Raw genomic sequence first — 18,431 nt, 5'->3', positions numbered from 1 at the left:
GCGAAGCTCCATAGGATGTGATTTGCCCATCTCGATCCCCTATATCTGGAAAGATCAGGGAATCAGAAACCGTCCAAGATGGGAAGCCTGAATCATATGAACGGCGACTTGCTCTAAGCAATTTGAACTTCACCTGCGCCATTTCCTCGAAGTAGGAAATGAAAGTGTAGTTCAAACTTGCCCCCGTGACGGCCCCCAGAACAGGAACCATTTGGGCCGCCAGCTTCTGACTTAGGACCAAGGCAAGTTTAGGGGCGTAGCGCGCAATCAATGCTTGCACCACTGTGCCGTTCACTGCAATCCGCGAGGACAGATAAGAAAGCTCAATGGCATCATCGTCGCTCAGAGGTCCTCCGCTACCGAATACAGACAGACATTCTAACTTGATCGCCGGATCTTGTGGGTCAAACCCATGTTGAGCCGCCACCTTCTGGATTGCCGTAAAAATAGTTGCCACGCTGAAAGGCAGTTCAATCAGTGTTGACGGCAAGCCACCAAGCCCGCCGAGCGCGCCTGAAAGCGATGCCACGGCCTTGTTTGCCCACATGCCAGTGCTTGGCAAATAACCGCTGCTTGATACAGTTGCAGCGGCCTCGTAACATCGCAGCATTGCTGCAGCTGTCGCGCTTTCAATCGTGTCTTTTAAGCTGTCTGGAAGAAATTCAAGGGCATTTTCGGCTTTACCCCCAACAAAATTTACAAGCTTCATAAGCACGCCAGATGCATCACGATACTGTTGGGCTATTTGAATAATTTCTAAGTCGGCAGATTCTGGCCAAACGTCGATCTGAATTTCGCTATTTTCATCAGTCATATAATTCGCCTGGACCCTATGCTTTGCGTAGTGATCGCATGCTAAGTTTGCTCGCACAAGATGCACTGAGTGCTACCTTCTGCACGTTTGCACCATCGGTCCGGGCGAGGAGTTTTGACTATGCGATATTCTGTATTTGATGGCCCGGCTTAAGCCTTAGTGATCTTCGGTGGCAGGGTGGCTTTGGCGAAGGCGGCGACGACGGCTTCGCCGCCTTGCACTTCGGCGAGGCGCATCAGGGCAAAGCGGATGCGGGCCATTTCGCGGTAATAACTGAGGAAGGCGGCGTTCAGCGCAGCACCTGAAACCGCGCCCAACACCGGAACGGCTTGGGCGGCGAGCTTTTGGCCCATCGTGGCGGCAAGCCGCGGGGCTACGGCGGCGATCAGTTTCTGGATCGCGGGGCCGGTCAGGGTAATCCTTGCCGACAGGAACGCGGCGTTGACGCCATCGTCGCCTTGCAGCGGCGTGCCTGCGGCGAAGACCTCAAGGCAGGCGGCGCGGATGCCGGGCTCAGAGGGGTCAAAGCCAGCGCGGATCGCCTCGGCCCTGATCGTATGCAGCATCAGGGTGATGGTGACGGGCAGTTCGGCGAGCGAGGTCAGCAGGCCGCCCGCCCCGCCAGCGGCCCCGGTCGCCATGGCGGCGAAGGTGCTTGCCCGCCCACCCATTTTCGGGCCCTGATCGGCGAGGCCTGCAAGGCCGTGGGCGGCGGTCAGCGCCCGGATCACCACCTGTTCGATCTGGCCCCGCAAGGCTTCAGGGATCAGCGCAGCTTGTTTTTCCAAGCCACCGCCGATTTTGTTCACAAGCGTCATCAGCGGACCGTTGGCGCGCTTGTAGGCGCGAGCAAGCTCGGCGATTTCAGTGTCGGCAGCGGGGGCGCGCAGGGCGGGAAGTTGGCTCATAGCGCCAATGTGGGGCGTTTGTGCGGCTTCGGCAAGAGCGGTGATCAAGGGCAGGATCAGGCTTGCGGCAGGGTCGCCCCACTGGCTTTGACGACATGCCCCTTGATGCCATGCCACGCGCCCTTTTTCAGCTCTAACCCCAACACCCGGTCAGGGTTGGTCGGCGGCGGCATCACCACACCGTTCAGTTTTTTGAAGCCAAACCGAGAGTAATAGGGCGCGTCGCCAACCAGCAGCACGCGCTCCCACCCCAAGCGGCGGGCTTCAACGAGGCTTTCGTTGATCAACAACCCGCCGAGGCCTTCACTTTGACGGGTGGGGTGGACGGCAATAGGCCCCAAAAGCAGCATATCCTCGCCATCTTCACCATCGCCTTCGTCAATTTCGGCGGGCCAATAGCGGATCGCGGCTGCCAAAGTGCCGTCAGCGTCGCGCAGGATCAGGCAAAGAGCTGCCACGGTAGGCACCCCATCGCGAAGGCGATAAGAAGACAAAGCGGTGCGGCCGGGGGAGAAGCACAGATCATAAAGCGCCTCGACTTCCCACCAATCATCCTCGACTTCTTCTTCAAGCTGATACACGGGCTGCCCTTCCAGAATCATCTGGAAACGCGGGTAACATGGCCTAGGTGCAGGATCAAACGTGAAGGGGATGCGGATGTTTTATGAGCCGAAAGCGGGCCTGCGAAATGGCGGGCTGCCGCACAATCCGTTCAAGGCGATTGTGGCCCCGCGCCCGATTGGCTGGATTTCGACGCGCGGCGGCTTGGGCGATAACCTTGCGCCCTATTCGTTTTTCAACGCGGTGAATGATGCGCCGATGCAGGTGATGTTTGCCGGGGGCTTGAAGGATTCGATCACCAATCTGCGCGAGGTCGGGGTGTTTGCGGTAAACGTGGTGGCCGAGAGCATGATGGCTCAGATGAACGCCAGTTCGGAAAGTGTCGCGCGCGGGGTGGATGAGTTTGCGCTGGCCGGGGTCGAGAAGGCGGAATGTGTGGCGATTGATTGCCCGCGGGTGGCGCTGGCTCCGGCGACGTTGGAGTGCCGTTTGGTGCATCTGTTGGAATTGGGCGGCGGCAGTTGGATGGCGGTGGGCGAGGTCGCAGGCGTGCATATCCGCGAGGAATATTTGCGCAGCGGTCGGTTTGATCTGGCGCTGGTGCGGCCTGCGGCACGGTTGGGTTATATGGATTACGCGGTGGTGGGGGAACCGTTTGAATTGGTGCGCCCCGATGAACTGGGGCGCACCGGGGCATAGGGCTGCGGCTTAGCGTGGCAGCGACGGACGTGGCGGTGGCAGATCGGACAGGCCGATGTCGCGCCGCAGATGGTTCGACAGCAGGGCCGCTGGCGGCGGTTTGGCGGGCCGTTGCCGCAGCGCTTTCAGCAGCGCAAGCAGCGTCGGCCATGGGCCATGTTCGGCGATGAGGTCTTGCAAGGTCGGCAGCAGGGCTGCGCGCCCGGTGGTCGGGGTGGCATTCATTTTGGCGCATCACCAGCCGTTTGACGGTCTGGTCCTATGTTTGAGGTCAGATTTGAGGCCCAAACGCACGGCATGGATCAGCCGGGTTGGATTGGGCCGTGTAAGGGTGGGCTTGGTCAGGCCTGAGCCTGAAGCGCGGGGGAGATGGCTTTATCGGGGGTTAGCCGCGATAAAATGATCCGCCAGCGCGTCGCCAAGCAGCAGCCGTAGCGGCGGCGGTGTTGGTGAAATTCAACATGTGACGCCTCCCTTTACTGTGCATGGTGAGCGGTTTATGGCACGGGTGCGCGGGATTTCAAAACCCGATGATCACGCGAGTGTGATATGAGGGCGGGGTTGTGGCCTTGACGTCACAGGGGGGCATGGGGCAACCCGCCGGGGGTTTCACACCCCCGGACCCCCGTGGAATATTTAAGCCAGTATGAAAGCAAATTTTAGATAAATTTTTGGGAGTTAGCGGCGGGTGGCGAAGAAGGTTTTCAGCAGGACTTCGGATTCGGCGGCACTGATGCCGTCGTAGATTTCGGGGATGTGGTGGCATTGCGGGTGGCTGAACACGCGTGCCCCGTGGATCGTGCCGCCAGATTTGGGGTCGGCTGCGCCGTAATACAGGCGGGCGATGCGGGCGGCGGAGATGGTGCCTGCGCAGATTGGGCAAGGCTCTAGGGTGACGTAGAGGTCGTAGCCGGGGAGGCGCTCGGAGCTTGCAAGCTGGCAGGCTGCGCGGATGGCTAAGACTTCGGCATGGGCGGTGGGGTCGTTTAACTCGCGGGTGCGGTTTCCGGCGGCGGCGATGATTGCACCGTCTTTGACCACCACGGCGCCGATGGGGACTTCGCCGCGTAGGGCCGCCATGCGGGCTTGGTCTAAGGCGGCGTCCATGAAGGTTTTGAACACCGTGCTTGCCCCTTGGCGGTTGAGAGAATAGTTTGGCACCATCGCCCGCGATGATCGCGCGCTGAGCCCCATGAAGGATAAGAGACTATGGCCGAGAATACAAATCCCCCGAAATCTGCCCCCAAAACTGCGGTGCCGAAGATCGCTGGCCCTAAGATTGAGGGGCCAAGGGTTGAGGGCAAAGCGGTGGAGCGGAAGTCTGCGGTTGCGGCGAAGCCTGCGGCGGGGACGCCCGAAGGCGACCGGATTGCCAAGGTTCTGTCTCGGGCCGGGGTTGCTTCTCGGCGGGAAGCCGAGCGGATGATTGAATTCGGCGAGGTTTCGGTGAATGGCAAGGTGATTGACTCGCCTGCTTTGAATGTGACCTCGAAGGACAAGATCGTGGTGCGCGGTGTTGTGGTCGGCGAGCCCGAGCAGGCGCGGCTATGGCTGTATTACAAGCCTGAGGGGTTGGTCACTTCTGAGTCTGATGAGAAGGGCCGCGAGACGGTGTTTGACAATCTGCCCGCCGAATTGCCACGGGTGATGTCGGTGGGGCGGCTGGATTTGAACTCGGAAGGTCTGCTGCTGCTGACCAATGACGGCGCGTTGAAACGGCGGTTGGAATTGCCCTCCACCGGCTGGCTGCGGAAATATCGCGTGCGGGTGAATGGCAATCCGGTGGACCCGGATCTGGAGCCATTGCGCAAGGGGATTGTCGTTGAAGGCGAGCGGTTTCAGCCGATGATCGTGGTGATCGACCGGATTCAGGGCGCGAATGCCTGGCTGACGGTGGGTTTGCGGGAGGGCAAGAACCGGGAAATCCGGCGCGCGATGGCCGCGATCAATCTGACGGTGAACCGTTTGATCCGGGTCAGCTACGGCCCATTTCGCTTGAACGATTTGCAGCCGGGCGAGGTGGAAGAGGTCAAGGGCAAGGTCTTGCGCGATCAGCTGGGCCAAGGGGCGACGGTGGATGAGGATGCGCCGAAGCGAACGCGGGCACCGCGTGCCGGGGCTTCGCGGACGACGACGGGCAAAGCCGACGGCGCGAGTTCGGGGCGGCGGTTGAAATCGGGCGAAGGGCTGAAGCAGTTGTCGGAGGCTTGGGGTGAGGCTGTGAAGCCTCGGGTCTTTGGGACGGCGACGAAGAAGGCCGAAGCAGAAGGCGGCAAGCCGCGCACGTTTGGCACCGCTGCCAAGAAGGCCGACGGTGGAGCTTTGCGGCCTGCCAAACCTCCGGCAAAGCGGGCGACACCGACGCGGGGCGGACCTGCGGGGCCAAAGCCTGCGGGTGGGCGGCCTAAACGCGGGGCCTAAGCGGAATAATTCCCCGCTTTTGCCCTCTGGCAGGACGCGGTGGCTGTGCCTATAGTCAAGAGACTCCCGGTGTGTGGGCCAGTATTCTGAGAAGTGAGGCGTGATGTCTGCCAAGGGTTTGGAATCGGGCGCGTTTATGCTGTTGCTGGCGCTGATGGTCTATGTTGCCATCAGTGGGGCGCAATGATGGAGGCGCGGTGATGGCAGAGCGGTTCGGCGGCAAGTATTCTCCAGGTAATTCGCGCTCGGAAGCTGGGCCGGGGGTTGCGCCTGCGCCGGGTATACCTGCTCGGTCTAAGGCAGCCGGGCGAACAAGGGCGCTGTTTTTGCCGCCGTTTTTGTTCGCGGCCTTGGCGTTCAAAGGCGAACCTAAGGCGCTGATCATGGGACTAACGGCTTGCGGGATTTTGCTGCTGGCGGCTTGGTTGACCCAGCAGGGCGTGATCGCGAATGATGCTTACGATGCGCGCAAAGTGGCGCGGCGTCCGGCTATTCCGCGCAAGGCGTTTGCGACGGTGCTTATGGGAGTGGGCTTAGCTATGGGTGCCATGGTCGCCCAGCCGATGATTTATGCGATTTTGTTGGGGCTGGCTGGCGTGATTCTGCATGTCGGCGCGTTTGGGCTCGATCCGATGCGCGACAAGGGCATGGAGGGCGTAGACAGCTTTCAGGTTGAGCGGGTGGCACGCGCGGTGGATGAGGCCGAGGCTTTGCTGGCGGGAATGAAGGATGCGATTTTGCGCGCCAAGGACTCTGGCCTTGAGGCACGGGTGGCGAAGTTTTCCGGCATCGCGCGCGGGCTGTTCCGCTCGGTTGAAAGTGATCCGGGCGATTTGACGGCGGCGCGGAAGTATCTGTCGGTCTATCTGATGGGCGCGCGCGATGCGACGGTAAAGTTCGCTGATGCCTATGCACAGGGCCGCGATGCGAAAATCCGTGGAGATTACGAGACGCTGCTCGGCGAGTTGGAAACGACATTTGCCGCCCGCACGCAGGCGATGCTGCAAGGCGATCATACCGATTTGGACGTTGAAATTCAGGTGTTACGAGATCGGTTGAAACTGGAAACCTAGACCCTTATCACCCGCCCCGCTGCGGGGCTTTGCCAACCCGCGCATCTGCGCCTTGAACGAGTGAGAGCCATGACCGAAGATATCCGCGCTGCCGCTGCCACCTCGCTGGCCGAAGTTGAAAAAGTCACCGCTGTGATCCTGCCCGAACCGGGGCGTGAAGTGGTGGCGCTGGACGCCGCCCCTGCCCCGGTCGCCGAGGATATCCGCAAGCGGATGGCGGAACTGGATATGAGCAACACCCAGTCGATCATCTCGTTTGGCTCGGGCGCGCAGGCGGAATTGCAGGTGATCTCTCAAGAGATGCTGCAAGGGGTGAAGAACAAGGATGTCGGGCCGGCTGGCGACAGCATGCGTGAGATCGTCACCACCATTCGCGGCTTTTCGGGCGAAGAACTCGACGTGAACCGCAAGCAAAGCTGGTGGGAATGGTTGACCGGCCATGCCGCCCCCTTGGCCGAGTTTGTCGCGCGCTATGAGCAGGTGCAGACCCAGATCGACAAGGTGACCGAGAACCTGTTGGTGCATGAGACAACTTTGTTGAAGGATATCAAGAGCCTGGACATTCTTTATGGCAAGACGCTGACCTTCTATAACGAATTGGGTCTGTATATTGCGGCGGGGGAAGCCAAGCTAAAAGACCTCGACGCCACCGATATTCCCGCGCGCGAAGCGGCGGTGAAGGCGGCCCCGGAGGCTGATCAGTTGATTCGGGCGCAGGAGTTGCGCGATCTGCGCGCAGCGCGGGATGATCTGGAACGGCGGGTCTATGATCTGAAACTGACGCGGCAGGTGACGATGCAGTCATTGCCTTCAATTCGTCTGGTGCAGGAAAACGACAAGAGCTTGGTCGGCAAGATCAACTCCACCCTGATGAACACCGTGCCGTTGTGGGAAACCCAACTGGCGCAGGCGGTGACGATCCAACGCTCCAAGGAAGCGGCGATTGCGATCAAAGACGCCAATGATCTGACCAATGAACTCTTGACCGCCAACGCCACCAATCTGCAAGACGCCAACAAAATCGTGCGCACCGAGATGGAGCGTGGGGTTTTTGATATTGAGGCGGTGCAGAAGGCCAATGCGACTTTGGTTGCGACCATCGAGCAAAGCTTGGCGATTGCCGATGAGGGCAAGGCGCGCCGGGCTGCGGCAGAGATCGAGTTGGTGAAGATGGAAGGCGAGTTGCGCGATACTTTGGCCTCGGCCCGTGCGCGCAATACCGCCAGCGGCGCCAATATCGGCAGCGCTGTCTGATCATGGTGCAAGTGCGGCCCTTCACATTGAAACGCTGGAGCGGTGTTCTGGCCGCGCTGGCGCTGTTGGGCTGCGCTGAGGCTCCGCTGCCAGGGGTGAAACCTGCGCCGCGTCCGGTGATGGCGCTGCCGCCCGAAACGGTGGTGACGCCGGAAACCACGGTGAGTGCGGCGGCGCGGGCGTATTATGCGCAAGTGCAGCAGGGCTTGCTGGGTCAGGGGCTGTTGCGCACCGATGGCGGCGGGCCGGATACGCCTTACTCTGACCGGGTGCTGGCGGATAACTTCATCCGCATCGCTCTCTATGACGAATACGACAGATCCAACACCAGCACAGTGCAGCGGCAAACCACCTCGGCTTTGCGGCGCTGGCAGCAACCTGTTCGGGTGGGCCTGCGATTTGGCAACTCCGTCTCGGCACAAATGCGCGCGACCGATACCGCGCGGGTGGGGTCTTATCTGCAACGTTTGCAGGGGCTGACCGGGCATCCGATCCGGCTGGATGACACCCGGCCGAATTTCTGGGTTTATATCGTATCGGAAGATGAGCGGCAGGGTTTGGGGCCGGTTTTGCGCGCGGCGATGCCGGGGCTGACGGCGAATGATGTCAGCGGCATCACCGCCATGCAACGCTCCACCTATTGTATTGTTTACGCGCAATCGTCAGGCGCTTCAGGGAACTACACCGGAGCGTTTGCGGTGATTAGGGCGGAACACCCGGATTTGCTGCGGCTGTCGTGCATCCATGAGGAAATCGCCCAAGGGCTGGGTCTGCCGAATGACAGCCCGCAGGCACGGCCCTCCATCTTCAACGACGATGAAGAATTTGCGTTGCTGACCACGCAAGACGAGATGATGTTGCGGATGCTTTACAATCCCGCCTTGCGCCCCGGTATGACCGAGACCGAAGCGCGGCCCATCGTGGAAACCCTTGCCCGTCGTCTGATGGGCGGGGAAAGTTAGGCCCCTCGTGTTAGGCCCCCATGTTATGCCCCTGTGGGCGAAGGAGTAAGTCATGGTTTTCGGATTTCTGAAGGGCGAGTTCATTGATGTCATCACCTGGCTGGATGACACCCGCGACACCATGGTGTGGCGGTTTGAACGGCAGGGCAATGCGATCAAATACGGCGCCAAGCTGACGGTGCGCGAAGGCCAAGCGGCGGTGTTCGTGCATGAAGGCCAGTTGGCCGATGTGTTCGGGCCGGGCATGTATATGTTGGAAACCAACAACATGCCGATCATGACCACGCTGCAGAACTGGGATCATGGCTTCGATAGCCCGTTCAAGTCGGAAGTGTATTTCATCAACACCACCCGCTTCAACGATCAGAAATGGGGCACCAAAAACCCGATCATGTGCCGCGACCCTGAATTTGGCCCGGTCCGCCTGCGGGCGTTTGGCACCTATTCGATGCGGGTGGCTGATCCGTCGGTGTTCTTGCGCGAAATCGTCGGCACCGATGGCGAGTTCACCTCAGATGAGATCAGCAATCAGATCCGCAATGTGATCTTGCAAGAGGTCAGCCAAGTGCTGGCGAAATCCGGCATACCGGTGCTCGATATGGCGGCAAACACCGCCGATCTGGGCAAACTGGTCGCCACCGCGATTGCGCCGAAAATCACCGAATATGGCCTGTCGATCCCGGAATTCTACATCGAAAACATCAGCTTGCCGGAAGAAGTCGAGAAGGTGATGGATAAACGCACCTCGATGGGCGTCGCCGGAGACTTGAACAAATACATGCAGTTCAACGCCGCCGAGGGCATGGCGCAACCAAACAGCGGCATCGGCGCGATGGTCGGCGCAGGTATGGCTGCGGGCATGGGGATGAACATGGCCAGCGGAGCCGGGCCTTGGGGTGCCGCACCCAGCGCGGCCCCGCCTCCACCGCCGCCACCTGCGGCAGGCAAGGCTTGGCATGTGGCTGAAAATGGGGCCACCAAAGGCCCGTTCAGCGAATCTGATCTCACCAGCATGGCGGCTTCCGGCGCACTCAGCCGGACGGCGCAAGTCTGGACGGCGGGTCAGGATGGCTGGAAAGCTGCCAGCGATACCGAGCTTGCCAAGCTGTTCGCGATGATGCCCCCACCACCTCCGGCAGGCTAACTTATCATGGCCGTGATGGAAGCAAACCACTGGCCCTGCGCGCAATGCGGGGCCGACCTGCGCTATGCGCCGGGTCAGACCGAGTTGAAATGTGACCATTGCGGCTTTGTCCAAGCCATCCCCGCCAAAGCCCCGCGCCAAAAGGCGCAGGCGCTGGTTGAACATGATCTGGCCAAGGGTCTCGCCGATGACCTGCCCGATGCCGCAACAGGCGAAGTCCGCTCCACCTCCTGCCCAAAATGCGGCGCTGTGGTCGAATTTCAGGGCGCGAACCACGCCACCCAATGCCCGTTTTGCGCAACGCCGGTGGTGGTCGATACCGGCAGTCATCGCCGGATCAAACCGCAGGCGCTGGTGCCGTTCGAGTTGACCGAAAGCCAAGCGCGCACCGCCTTAAAAGGCTGGCTCGGCGGCCTCTGGTTCGCGCCGAACTCTCTGCTGGAATACACCCGCGCGGGTCGGGCGATGGACGGCATCTACGCTCCGTTCTGGACCTATGACGCCGACACCGACAGCCGCTATCGCGGTCAGCGTGGCGAGTATTATTATGAAACCCAATGGGTGAATGTCACCGTCAACGGCAAGACCGAGCGGCGGCAGGAACAGGTGCAGAAGACGCGGTGGTATCCGGCCTCGGGGCGGGTCTCACGCGATTTCGATGATGTGCTGGTGATGGCCTCGACCAGCCTGCCCGCGCGCTTGGGCAATGATCTGACGCCGTGGGATCTGGGCAAGCTGGAACCCTACTCGCCGGATTACCTCGCGGGGTTTCAGGCCGAGGGCTATACGGTTGGCCTCGCCGATGGCTGGGGCACCGCGAAAAGCGTGATGGCGGGCGTGATTCAGGATGACGTGCGCCGCGACATTGGTGGCGACGTGCAAAGGGTCGAGTCTGTAGATACCAATTACGCCGATGAGACGTTCAAGCATATCCTGCTGCCGATTTGGATGGCGGCGTATAAATACTGCGGCAAAAGCTATCGGTTTCTGGTCAACGGCCAGACCGGCGAAGTCCAAGGCGAGCGGCCTTACAGCTGGTGGAAGATCAGCTTTGCGGTGCTGGGCGCGGTCATTTTGGCAGCAAGCGCGGCCTATCTTTACGATCCGTCAATCTTTGGGCTTTCGCGGCCTGATTGGATGGATTGAGTTTGGGCGCAGGGAACTGGCTATGCTTTTGGCCCGATTTGATATGCGACGCGGGGAAGCAAGAGGTACAGCTTTAAGTGCCGATGTTTGCGCACCAGAGCGATAGGAAAACTTAATAATCTTCTGTTAACCATCGTCACCACAACATCTGGTAGAAAACCCGCTGAAAATCTGGTCTAAACACAAGTCATTCCCAGCTGGGAAGAAACTACGGCGATTTGAAGATAACCGTAACAACCCGACACGCCGCGCAACAGTTGACTCTGCCACGCCCGCGCGCGATGACGCGCAACAGCATTTCTGGGCAGTTTGGGGGCCAATCCGTGACCGATCTTTCCCGCGTTCTTGACCATGCCCGCATTGCAGAATTGCCGAATCCATACTTCGGCAAGGTGCGCGATTGCTATGATCTGCCTGCGACGGCAGACCAGCCTGCGCGGCGAATTTTGATTTCTTCGGATAGGATTTCGGCGTTTGATCGGATTTTGGCGGCGATCCCGTTCAAGGGTCAAGTGCTGACGCAGATGGCGCGGTTTTGGTTTGACCATACTGCCGATATTTGTCCCAATCATGTGCTGGCTTATCCTGATCCGAATGTGGTGATCGGCAAGCATGTGACGATCCTTCCGGTGGAAGTGGTGGTGCGGGGGTATCTGGCGGGGACGACTTCTACCTCGGTGCTAACGCAATATAAGAAGGGTGTGCGGGCGATGTACGGCCATGTGCTGCCCGATGGTTTGCGCGACAATCAGGTGCTCGCCGCGCCGATCATCACGCCAACATCAAAGGCATTCGACGGCGCGCATGACGAGCCTTTGACGGCGAAGGAGATTGTGTCGCAAGGGCTTTTGACGGCGGCGCAATGGGCGGATATCTCGGCCAAGGCTTTGGCTTTGTTCGCGCGCGGGCAAAAGATGGCGGCAGAGCGCGGGTTGATTTTGGTCGATACCAAATATGAATTCGGGTTGGACTCCGAGGGCAATATCCTGATCGCCGATGAGATTCACACGCCGGATTCCAGCCGCTATTGGATTGCAAGCGGCTATCAGGCGGCGTTTGCGGCGGGCACGCGTCCCCCGAGTTTCGACAAGGATGTGATCCGGTCTTGGGTCGGTGCCCGCTGTGATCCTTATGTTGATGACATCCCGGAAATTCCGGCAGAGATCATCCTCGCGACCTCAAAGGTCTATATCGAGGCGTTTGAGGCGATCACAGGGCAGAAATTTGTGCCCGATCTGACGGGGGCGACGCCGCTTGAGCGGGTGCGCGCCAATCTGGCACCCTATTTCGCGTAAGCGTGTGTTTGCGCTAGCAGACGCCTGTCATGTAATCTCGCGCAAACGCGCAAGGAGGCCGTAATGATTCTGTCCTGTGGTGAAGCTTTGATCGACATGCTGCCGCGCCGCTCGACCGATGGCGAGGCGGCTTTCGCGCCCTATGCCGGCGGGGCGGTGTTCAATACCGCGATGGCTTTGGGGCGGTTGGGCGCACCTTCTGGGTTTTTCTCTGGGGTGTCGAATGACATGCTGGGTGAAATTTTGGCGGATACTTTGAAGGCGTCAAACGTAGATATCTCGCTCTGTGCCCGCTCGGATCGGCCGACCACGGTGGCGTTTGTCAAGCTGGTGAACGGGCAGGCGACTTACGCGTTTTATGATGAGGGCACGGCGGGGCGGATGCTGGCGCTGGCGGATTTGCCAAGCTTGGGCGATGAGGTTGAGGCGGTGTTTGTGGGCGGGATTTGTCTGGTGAATGATCCGGCGGCCAGCACCTATGAAGCGCTTCAGGCGCGCGAGGCTCCGCTTCGGGTGACGATGATTGATCCCAACATCCGGCCCGGTTTTATCGCGGGCAAAGAGGTGGAATACCGCGCCCGGATAAAGCGGATGGTGGCGCGGGCGGATATTGTGAAGCTGTCGGACGAGGATTTGCACTGGCTGGAGGGGGCGGGCGATCTGGTTTCTCTGGCACGCGGAATTCTGGCGAAGGGGCCTTCGGTGGTTTTTATCACTGAGGGGGCTGCGGGGGCGCGGGCGGTGACGGCTTCGCAGGATCGGTTCGTCGCGGCACAAAAGGTGGTCGTGGTCGATACGGTTGGGGCGGGGGATACGTTCAACGCAGGCGTGCTGGCGGCTTTGCATCAGGCGGGGGCTTTGTCGAAAGCGCGGCTGGCGGCTTTGAGCGATGCGGAGTTGGACGCGGCTTTGACTTTGGGGACGCGGGCGGCGGCGGTGACGGTGTCTCGGGCGGGGGCCAATCCGCCTTGGGCGAACGAGCTTTGAGGGCTTTGTTGCAGCGGGTCAGCCGGGCTTCTGTGTCGGTCGATGGCGCGGTGGTGGGGGAGATTGGCGCGGGGTTGCTGATTTTTGTCTGTGCGATGCAGGGGGATGCGGAGGTTCAGGCGGATCGGTTGGCGGCCAAGATTGCCAAGCTGCGGATTTTCAAGGATGCGGCTGGCAAGATGAACCTGTCGGTGAAGGATGCCGGTGGGGCGGCGCTGGTGGTGTCTCAGTTTACTCTGGCTGCGGATTTGCGCGGCAATCGGCCGGGATTTTCTTATGCGGCGGCACCGGAGGAGGGGCGGCGGCTTTATGAATATTTCTCGGGCCGGGTCTCGGCGGAGGGGATCGTGGTTTCAAATGGGATCTTTGGCGCGGATATGGATGTGGCCCTGACCAATGATGGGCCGGTGACGATCTGGATGGATACGGATGATTTCTGAGGGTCCCAACTCGGGACCTTTTTTTATCGTTTTTATTCAATGGCTTGGGGTGGAGGTTTTAAGGATTTGTTAACGTTTGCACGGGTCGCAGGCAAAGGCTGGGGGGGCCGCCCGCCTAGACCCCGAGGATATTTGAGCACAGAGGATGACAATTTTAGATAAAGTTTAGCGGTTGGATGGTGCGAAGCGCCCTGCCCCGCACCGATGTTTTGGTCATTTGATGGCGTCAGCACATTCGATCAGCGCCGACATTGAGGCTTTCGAGCCCGCCAGCGGGTAATCCCGCACCGCGGAGCCATCAGCGTCGCGCAGATGGGCGGTGCGGCCTTCGGCGACTTCGACGAGGAATTTCACCCCTTTATCGCTGTCGGGCAGATCGAACAATGCCGAATTTCCGGTCAGACTGGCATCGCTCAGGCTCCATTCGCCGCGACGGTCGACTTCGACTTGCAGATCAGCCGTATCGCCCTCGGTGAAGTTCCAGTCGCTTGAATAGAATTGCAAGCGCACCGATTGGTCCTGAAACACCCAGATCGTGAAGCTTTCCGAGCCTTCATCCACCGCCGCTTGGCAGGCGACCGAGCCATCATCAAAGCTGTTGACCGCTACCATCCAGTTTTTGTGCTGGAACAGAGTTTCTTGCTCGGCCTGCGCCAAGCTTGGCGCCAGACACGCGCCCAACATCACTGCACCCATTCCAATTTGCCAAAATTTCATGGCGATCCTCCTCAGATTTCTGCGAGAAGGATCGGCGAAAATCCGCCGTTTCGCAAATGAATTTGGCTGTCATCTTTCGCGGCTGAGTGGTTTTCAACCTGTGGTTTAAGACTGTTCCACCCAATCCCAGCTTTGGGTAAACGCACCCAGCACGGCGCTTACGGCTTCGGTCGAGGCCGGGCCGGAGGCGTTCAGTTTGGCGACAAGACCGCGCTTTTTATCCTCGACCACTTCGCGCACCGTGACGGGCAGTTTCGCCTCGGCCAAAGCGGCGTTGTAGGTGCGGGTGATCGCCAAGCGGCGCAGGTCGGGCTTGAACACTTTACCGACAGCGGTTTTCGGCAATTCGGCCAAGATTTCGATGTATTTCGGCTGGGCGGCGCGTTCGGTGATATGGGTTTTGGCATACTCCATCAGGTGCTCGACGGTCACGCTGGCACCTTTGGCAAGTTCGACATAGGCGCAAGGCAGCTCGCCCGAATGGGCGTCGGGTTGGCCGATGGCACCGACAAAACCAACGCCTTCGCAGCCCATCAAGGCTTCTTCGATCACGGCGGGGTCGATGTTATGGCCGCCACGAATGATCAGATCCTTGGCGCGTCCGGTGATAAACAGGTAGCCATCGGCATCAAGGCGGCCGAGATCGCCGGTGCGCAGGAAGATGCCATCGGCGAACAGATCGCGGTTTTTATCGACCTCGGTATAGGTGGAGCCGGGCAGGACGCCGGGGTTGGAGACGCAGATTTCGCCGACCTCATCTGTGTCGCAGATGCGGAAACCGTCGGGGGTTTTTTGCAGGATGCGGATTTCGGTATAGGGGAAGGCTAGGCCGACCGAGCCGATTTTCTTCGCGCCATCGGGCGGGTTGACCGCGACAAGGCAGGTACATTCGGTCAGGCCATAGCCCTCAACGATTTGCACGCCGGTGATCTTCTGGAAGCGGTTGAACAGTTCCGTCGGCAACGGCGCGGAGCCGGAGAACGCACCGCGCAAGCTATCGATCTTGGCGTTGACCGGGCGTTGCAGCAGGGCCGAAAGCGCGGTGGGCACGGTGACGAGATAGGTCGCCTGCCAGCGTTCGATCAGCTTCCAGAGGTTGTCAAACACGCCTTCTCCGCGATAGCCTGCGGGGGTGGGGAACACCACATGTGCGCCGGACGCGATCATCGACATCAAGATCGGATAGGCGGCGAAGACGTGGAACAAAGGCAGCGGGCACATCACAATGTCGGTTTCGCGGAACAACAGGGTTGCCCCAAGCCAGCCGTTGTAGATCATGCCAGAGGCGCGGTGCTGGGCGACTTTCGGCATGCCCGTGGTGCCACCGGTGTGGAAATAGGCGGCGGTGTGGTCTTTGGTGCGGTCGGCGAAGGTCAGTTTATCGCTGGGCTGACGGGCACATTCGCTGGTGAAGTTTTTGACATTGGCGGTGTGATGGATGGGGTTTTTCGGACGCACAAACGGCACGATCCAGCTTTTCGGCGGCGAGAGGTAGCGGTTGAGATCGACTTCGAGGATGGTTTTGACGCTGGGCGCGTGCGCCACAGCCTCGGCCACCTTTTGCGCGAGATCGGTTTTCGGGAAAGGTTTCAGGGTGACGACGACTTTCGCCCCGGTTTCGCGCAGGATGGACGAGATTTGCGAGGGTTCCAACAGCGGGTTGATCGGGTTGACAATGCCTGCGGTGGCCCCGGCCAGCAGGGTGACGGCGGTTTCCAAGGCGTTTGGCAGCACATAGGCGACCACATCATTCGGGCCGACGCCCAAGCTGCGGAACAGATTGGCGGCTTGGGTGACTTTTGCGTGGAACTGATCCCAGGTCAGGGTTTGCGAGGGGTCTGTCGGGCCGGAGAGCAACTGGTAGCTGATCGCGGGCCGGGGGCCGTGTTTGGCGCGGGTGCGCGACAGGAAATCGTAGATCGAATGGGCGATGTCGCGGTTTTCCCAAGATGATTCTGCCTCGATGGCTTTGAGATCGGCGCGTGATGCGAAGCCGCCTGTCATGATAATCCTCCCCTGTGGTCTTTCGGATACCGGGCCATTCTGCTGCGGCCTCGGCTTGGGTCAGGATGGGGAAGATTGCGGGCTGGGGCAAGGAAAAGCGGCGGAGAAAACGCAACGTCAGGGGTTTAGGGGGCGGGCTTAGGGGTTAAGATTGCCGTCGGTGAATTGCAGGCGCGCAAGGCGGGCGTAAAGGCCGCCTTGGGCGACGAGTTCATCATGGCTGCCAATGGCGGCGATGCGGCCTTGGTCGAGGACGACGATGCGGTCGGCGCGTTTGACGGTGGCGAGGCGGTGGGCGACGACGATGACGGTGCGGCCTTTGGCGAGGTGATCGACGGCGGCTTGCACGGCGCGTTCGGATTCGGCGTCCAGCGCCGAGGTGGCCTCATCCAGCAGCAGCACCGGGGCGTCGCGCAGGATGGCGCGGGCGATGGCGATGCGTTGTTTCTGACCGCCAGACAGCATGACGCCGCGCTCACCCAGGTAGGTTTGGTAGCCGTTTGGCAAGCTTTCGATGAAGTCATGGGCGGCGGCGGCTTTTGCGGCGGATTCGACCTCGGCTTGGGTCGCATCGGGGCGACCGAAGCGGATGTTTTCCAAGGCCGAGGTGGCGAAAATCACCGGGTCTTGCGGCACCAAGGCCATGGCAGAGCGGAAATCCTCGCGGGCGAGGGATTTCAGGTCTTGGCCGTCGAGCGAAAGGGTGCCGGATTGCGGGTCGTAGAAGCGCATCAGCAGTTGCAGCACGGTGGATTTGCCTGCGCCGGACGGACCGACGAGGGCGATGGTTTCGCCGGGTTGCACCTGTAGCGAGATGCCGTGCAGGGCGGGGGCGTTGGGGCGGGCGGGGTAGTGGAATTCTACGTTGTCTAGGGTGATTTGGCCTTTGACCGGGCGTTGCAGGGTGGCGGGGTGCAGGGGTTCGGCGACGGGGTCGGTGGCGTCTAGCATTTCCACCAGACGCTCGGTGGCGCCGGCGGCGCGTTGCAACTCGCCCCAGATTTCCGACAGCGAACCGACGGCTCCGGCGACCAGCACCGCGTAGATCACAAATTGCACCAGTTGGCCGGGGGTCATCGTGCCGGCGCGGACATCGCGTGCGCCCATCCAGAGCACGCCCACGACGCCTGAGAATACCAGAAAGATCACGATCACCGTCATCGCGGCGCGGGTGGCCATGCGGGTTTTGGCGGAGGTGAAAGACTGTTCGGAGACGGCGGCGAAATCGGCGCGGGTGAGGGCTTCGTGGGTAAAGCTTTGCACGGTTTGCACGGCGGAAAGGGCTTCGGAGGCTTTGCCAGAGCTTTGCGCGATCCAGTCTTGGTTCTCACGACTTTGGTTGCGCAGGCGGCGACCGAGGGTGACGATGGGGATGATGATGGCGGGGACGATCAGCAGGACCAATCCGGTGAGTTTGAACGAGGTGAGGCTCATCAAGACCATACCGCCGAGCACGGTCAGGCTGTTGCGCAATGCCACGGAGACGGAACTGCCGATCACCGACAGGATCAGGGTGGTGTCGGTGGTGATGCGGCTGAGGACTTCGCCGGTCAGGGTTTTCTCAAAATACGCAGGGCTCATGCCCATCACGCGGTCGAACAGGGCGCGGCGGATGTCGGTGACGACGCGCTCTCCCAATCGGGTGACGAAATAGTAGCGGATGCCGGTGCCGATGGCCAAGGCGGCGGCGATCAGCAGGGCTGCGCCAAAGTATTTATCAACCAGTGACAAATCGCCTGCGTTGAAATTGTCGATCACGCGGCGCACCGCCATGGGCAGGATCAGACTGACCGAGGCGGTCAGGATCAACGCGAGGCCAGCGGTGATCATCATCGGGCGATAGGGGCGCAGAAAGGGCCAGAGGCCGCGCAGGGCACCGACTTTTTTGGATTTTGCGCGTTGTTCGGTGGTGGTCTCGGCCATGGCTTTGCCCTTGATTGCTTGGGCAAGGCTCTAAGCCCGCGCGGGCGTGGCTGCAAGGCTTGGCTATGGCGGCTGGGTTGTGC

General features: G+C 60.5%; 18 protein-coding genes. 10 read left to right on the top strand and 8 right to left on the bottom strand.

Annotated features, from left to right (window positions below; genetic code table 11):
- From ACP7AP_RS17405 to ACP7AP_RS17395, 3 genes are all read right to left on the bottom strand, one after another.
- Positions 1-814 (bottom strand): EcsC family protein (locus ACP7AP_RS17405; RefSeq protein WP_426036077.1); only part of this gene is annotated, 814 nt, incomplete at its 3' end.
- A 149-nt stretch (positions 815-963) separates the two neighbouring features.
- Complete coding sequence (locus ACP7AP_RS17400; protein WP_426036075.1) at positions 964-1,839, bottom strand: EcsC family protein; 876 nt, start codon at positions 1,837-1,839, stop codon at positions 964-966.
- Positions 1,779-2,303, bottom strand: a complete 525-nt coding sequence (locus tag ACP7AP_RS17395; RefSeq protein ID WP_426036073.1) for a GNAT family N-acetyltransferase — start codon at positions 2,301-2,303, stop codon at positions 1,779-1,781. The genes ACP7AP_RS17400 and ACP7AP_RS17395 overlap by 61 nt, the downstream gene beginning before the upstream one ends.
- 76 nt (positions 2,304-2,379) lie before the next feature.
- On the opposite strand from ACP7AP_RS17395, the gene ACP7AP_RS17390 reads away from it, so the two are divergent.
- A complete protein-coding gene (locus ACP7AP_RS17390) occupies positions 2,380-2,982 on the top strand; it encodes a flavin reductase family protein (RefSeq protein WP_426036071.1) in 603 nt (200 codons plus the stop codon).
- A gap of 9 nt (positions 2,983-2,991) precedes the next feature.
- Here ACP7AP_RS17390 and ACP7AP_RS17385 read toward each other — a convergent pair whose 3' ends face one another.
- Both ACP7AP_RS17385 and ACP7AP_RS17380 read right to left on the bottom strand, forming a co-directional pair.
- On the bottom strand, positions 2,992-3,207 hold the full coding sequence (locus ACP7AP_RS17385; RefSeq protein WP_426036069.1) for a hypothetical protein: 216 nt from the start codon (positions 3,205-3,207) through the stop codon (positions 2,992-2,994).
- 453 nt (positions 3,208-3,660) lie between these two features.
- The gene (locus ACP7AP_RS17380; RefSeq protein ID WP_426036081.1) at positions 3,661-4,089 is read right to left on the bottom strand and encodes a nucleoside deaminase; all 429 of its coding nucleotides are present in this window, start codon (positions 4,087-4,089) and stop codon (positions 3,661-3,663) included.
- 102 nt (positions 4,090-4,191) lie between these two features.
- Here ACP7AP_RS17380 and ACP7AP_RS17375 point away from each other — a divergent pair, with 102 nt between their 5' ends.
- The 9 genes from ACP7AP_RS17375 (at position 4,192) to dtd (ending at position 13,704) form a co-directional block, all read left to right on the top strand.
- On the top strand, positions 4,192-5,403 hold the full coding sequence (locus ACP7AP_RS17375; protein ID WP_426036067.1) for a pseudouridine synthase: 1,212 nt from the start codon (positions 4,192-4,194) through the stop codon (positions 5,401-5,403).
- Positions 5,404-5,603: 200 nt separating this feature from the next.
- Positions 5,604-6,476: a 5-bromo-4-chloroindolyl phosphate hydrolysis family protein gene (locus ACP7AP_RS17370; RefSeq protein ID WP_426036065.1), complete on the top strand. Its 873-nt coding sequence runs from the start codon at positions 5,604-5,606 to the stop codon at positions 6,474-6,476.
- Positions 6,477-6,545: 69 nt separating this feature from the next.
- The gene (locus tag ACP7AP_RS17365; RefSeq protein WP_426036063.1) at positions 6,546-7,730 is read left to right on the top strand and encodes a toxic anion resistance protein; all 1,185 of its coding nucleotides are present in this window, start codon (positions 6,546-6,548) and stop codon (positions 7,728-7,730) included.
- Positions 7,731-7,732: 2 nt separating this feature from the next.
- Positions 7,733-8,692, top strand: coding sequence for a DUF2927 domain-containing protein (locus ACP7AP_RS17360; RefSeq protein ID WP_426036061.1), 960 nt, complete (start codon positions 7,733-7,735; stop codon positions 8,690-8,692).
- A 52-nt stretch (positions 8,693-8,744) separates the two neighbouring features.
- Positions 8,745-9,836 (top strand): SPFH domain-containing protein, encoded by a 1,092-nt coding sequence (locus tag ACP7AP_RS17355; protein ID WP_426036059.1) that lies wholly within the window; start codon positions 8,745-8,747, stop codon positions 9,834-9,836.
- Between the two features lie 12 nt (positions 9,837-9,848).
- Complete coding sequence (locus ACP7AP_RS17350; protein ID WP_426036079.1) at positions 9,849-10,982, top strand: primosomal protein N' (replication factor Y) - superfamily II helicase; 1,134 nt, start codon at positions 9,849-9,851, stop codon at positions 10,980-10,982.
- Between the two features lie 323 nt (positions 10,983-11,305).
- Entirely contained in the window at positions 11,306-12,277 is a 972-nt protein-coding gene (locus ACP7AP_RS17345; protein WP_426036057.1) for a phosphoribosylaminoimidazolesuccinocarboxamide synthase, read from the top strand.
- Between the two features lie 63 nt (positions 12,278-12,340).
- Positions 12,341-13,264, top strand: coding sequence for a carbohydrate kinase family protein (locus tag ACP7AP_RS17340; RefSeq protein WP_426036056.1), 924 nt, complete (start codon positions 12,341-12,343; stop codon positions 13,262-13,264).
- The gene (dtd, locus tag ACP7AP_RS17335; protein WP_426036054.1) at positions 13,261-13,704 is read left to right on the top strand and encodes a D-aminoacyl-tRNA deacylase; all 444 of its coding nucleotides are present in this window, start codon (positions 13,261-13,263) and stop codon (positions 13,702-13,704) included. The genes ACP7AP_RS17340 and dtd overlap by 4 nt, the downstream gene beginning before the upstream one ends.
- 213 nt (positions 13,705-13,917) lie before the next feature.
- Here the strand turns inward: dtd and ACP7AP_RS17330 are convergent, their stop codons facing one another.
- The 3 genes from ACP7AP_RS17330 to ACP7AP_RS17320 form a co-directional block, all read right to left on the bottom strand.
- Entirely contained in the window at positions 13,918-14,421 is a 504-nt protein-coding gene (locus ACP7AP_RS17330) for a hypothetical protein (protein ID WP_426036052.1), read from the bottom strand.
- A 105-nt stretch (positions 14,422-14,526) separates the two neighbouring features.
- A complete protein-coding gene (locus ACP7AP_RS17325; protein WP_426036050.1) occupies positions 14,527-16,425 on the bottom strand; it encodes an acyl-CoA synthetase in 1,899 nt (632 codons plus the stop codon).
- A gap of 138 nt (positions 16,426-16,563) precedes the next feature.
- Positions 16,564-18,348, bottom strand: a complete 1,785-nt coding sequence (locus ACP7AP_RS17320) for an ABC transporter transmembrane domain-containing protein (RefSeq protein ID WP_426036048.1) — start codon at positions 18,346-18,348, stop codon at positions 16,564-16,566.
- Positions 18,349-18,431 lie beyond the last annotated feature (83 nt).

Origin of the sequence: Cypionkella sp. TWP1-2-1b2 (assembly GCF_049896245.1) — a bacterium.
Lineage (GTDB): Bacteria > Pseudomonadota > Alphaproteobacteria > Rhodobacterales > Rhodobacteraceae > Cypionkella.
The sequence above is the reverse complement of the archived record's forward strand: the minus strand, read 5'-3'. Positions and strand labels throughout refer to the sequence as shown.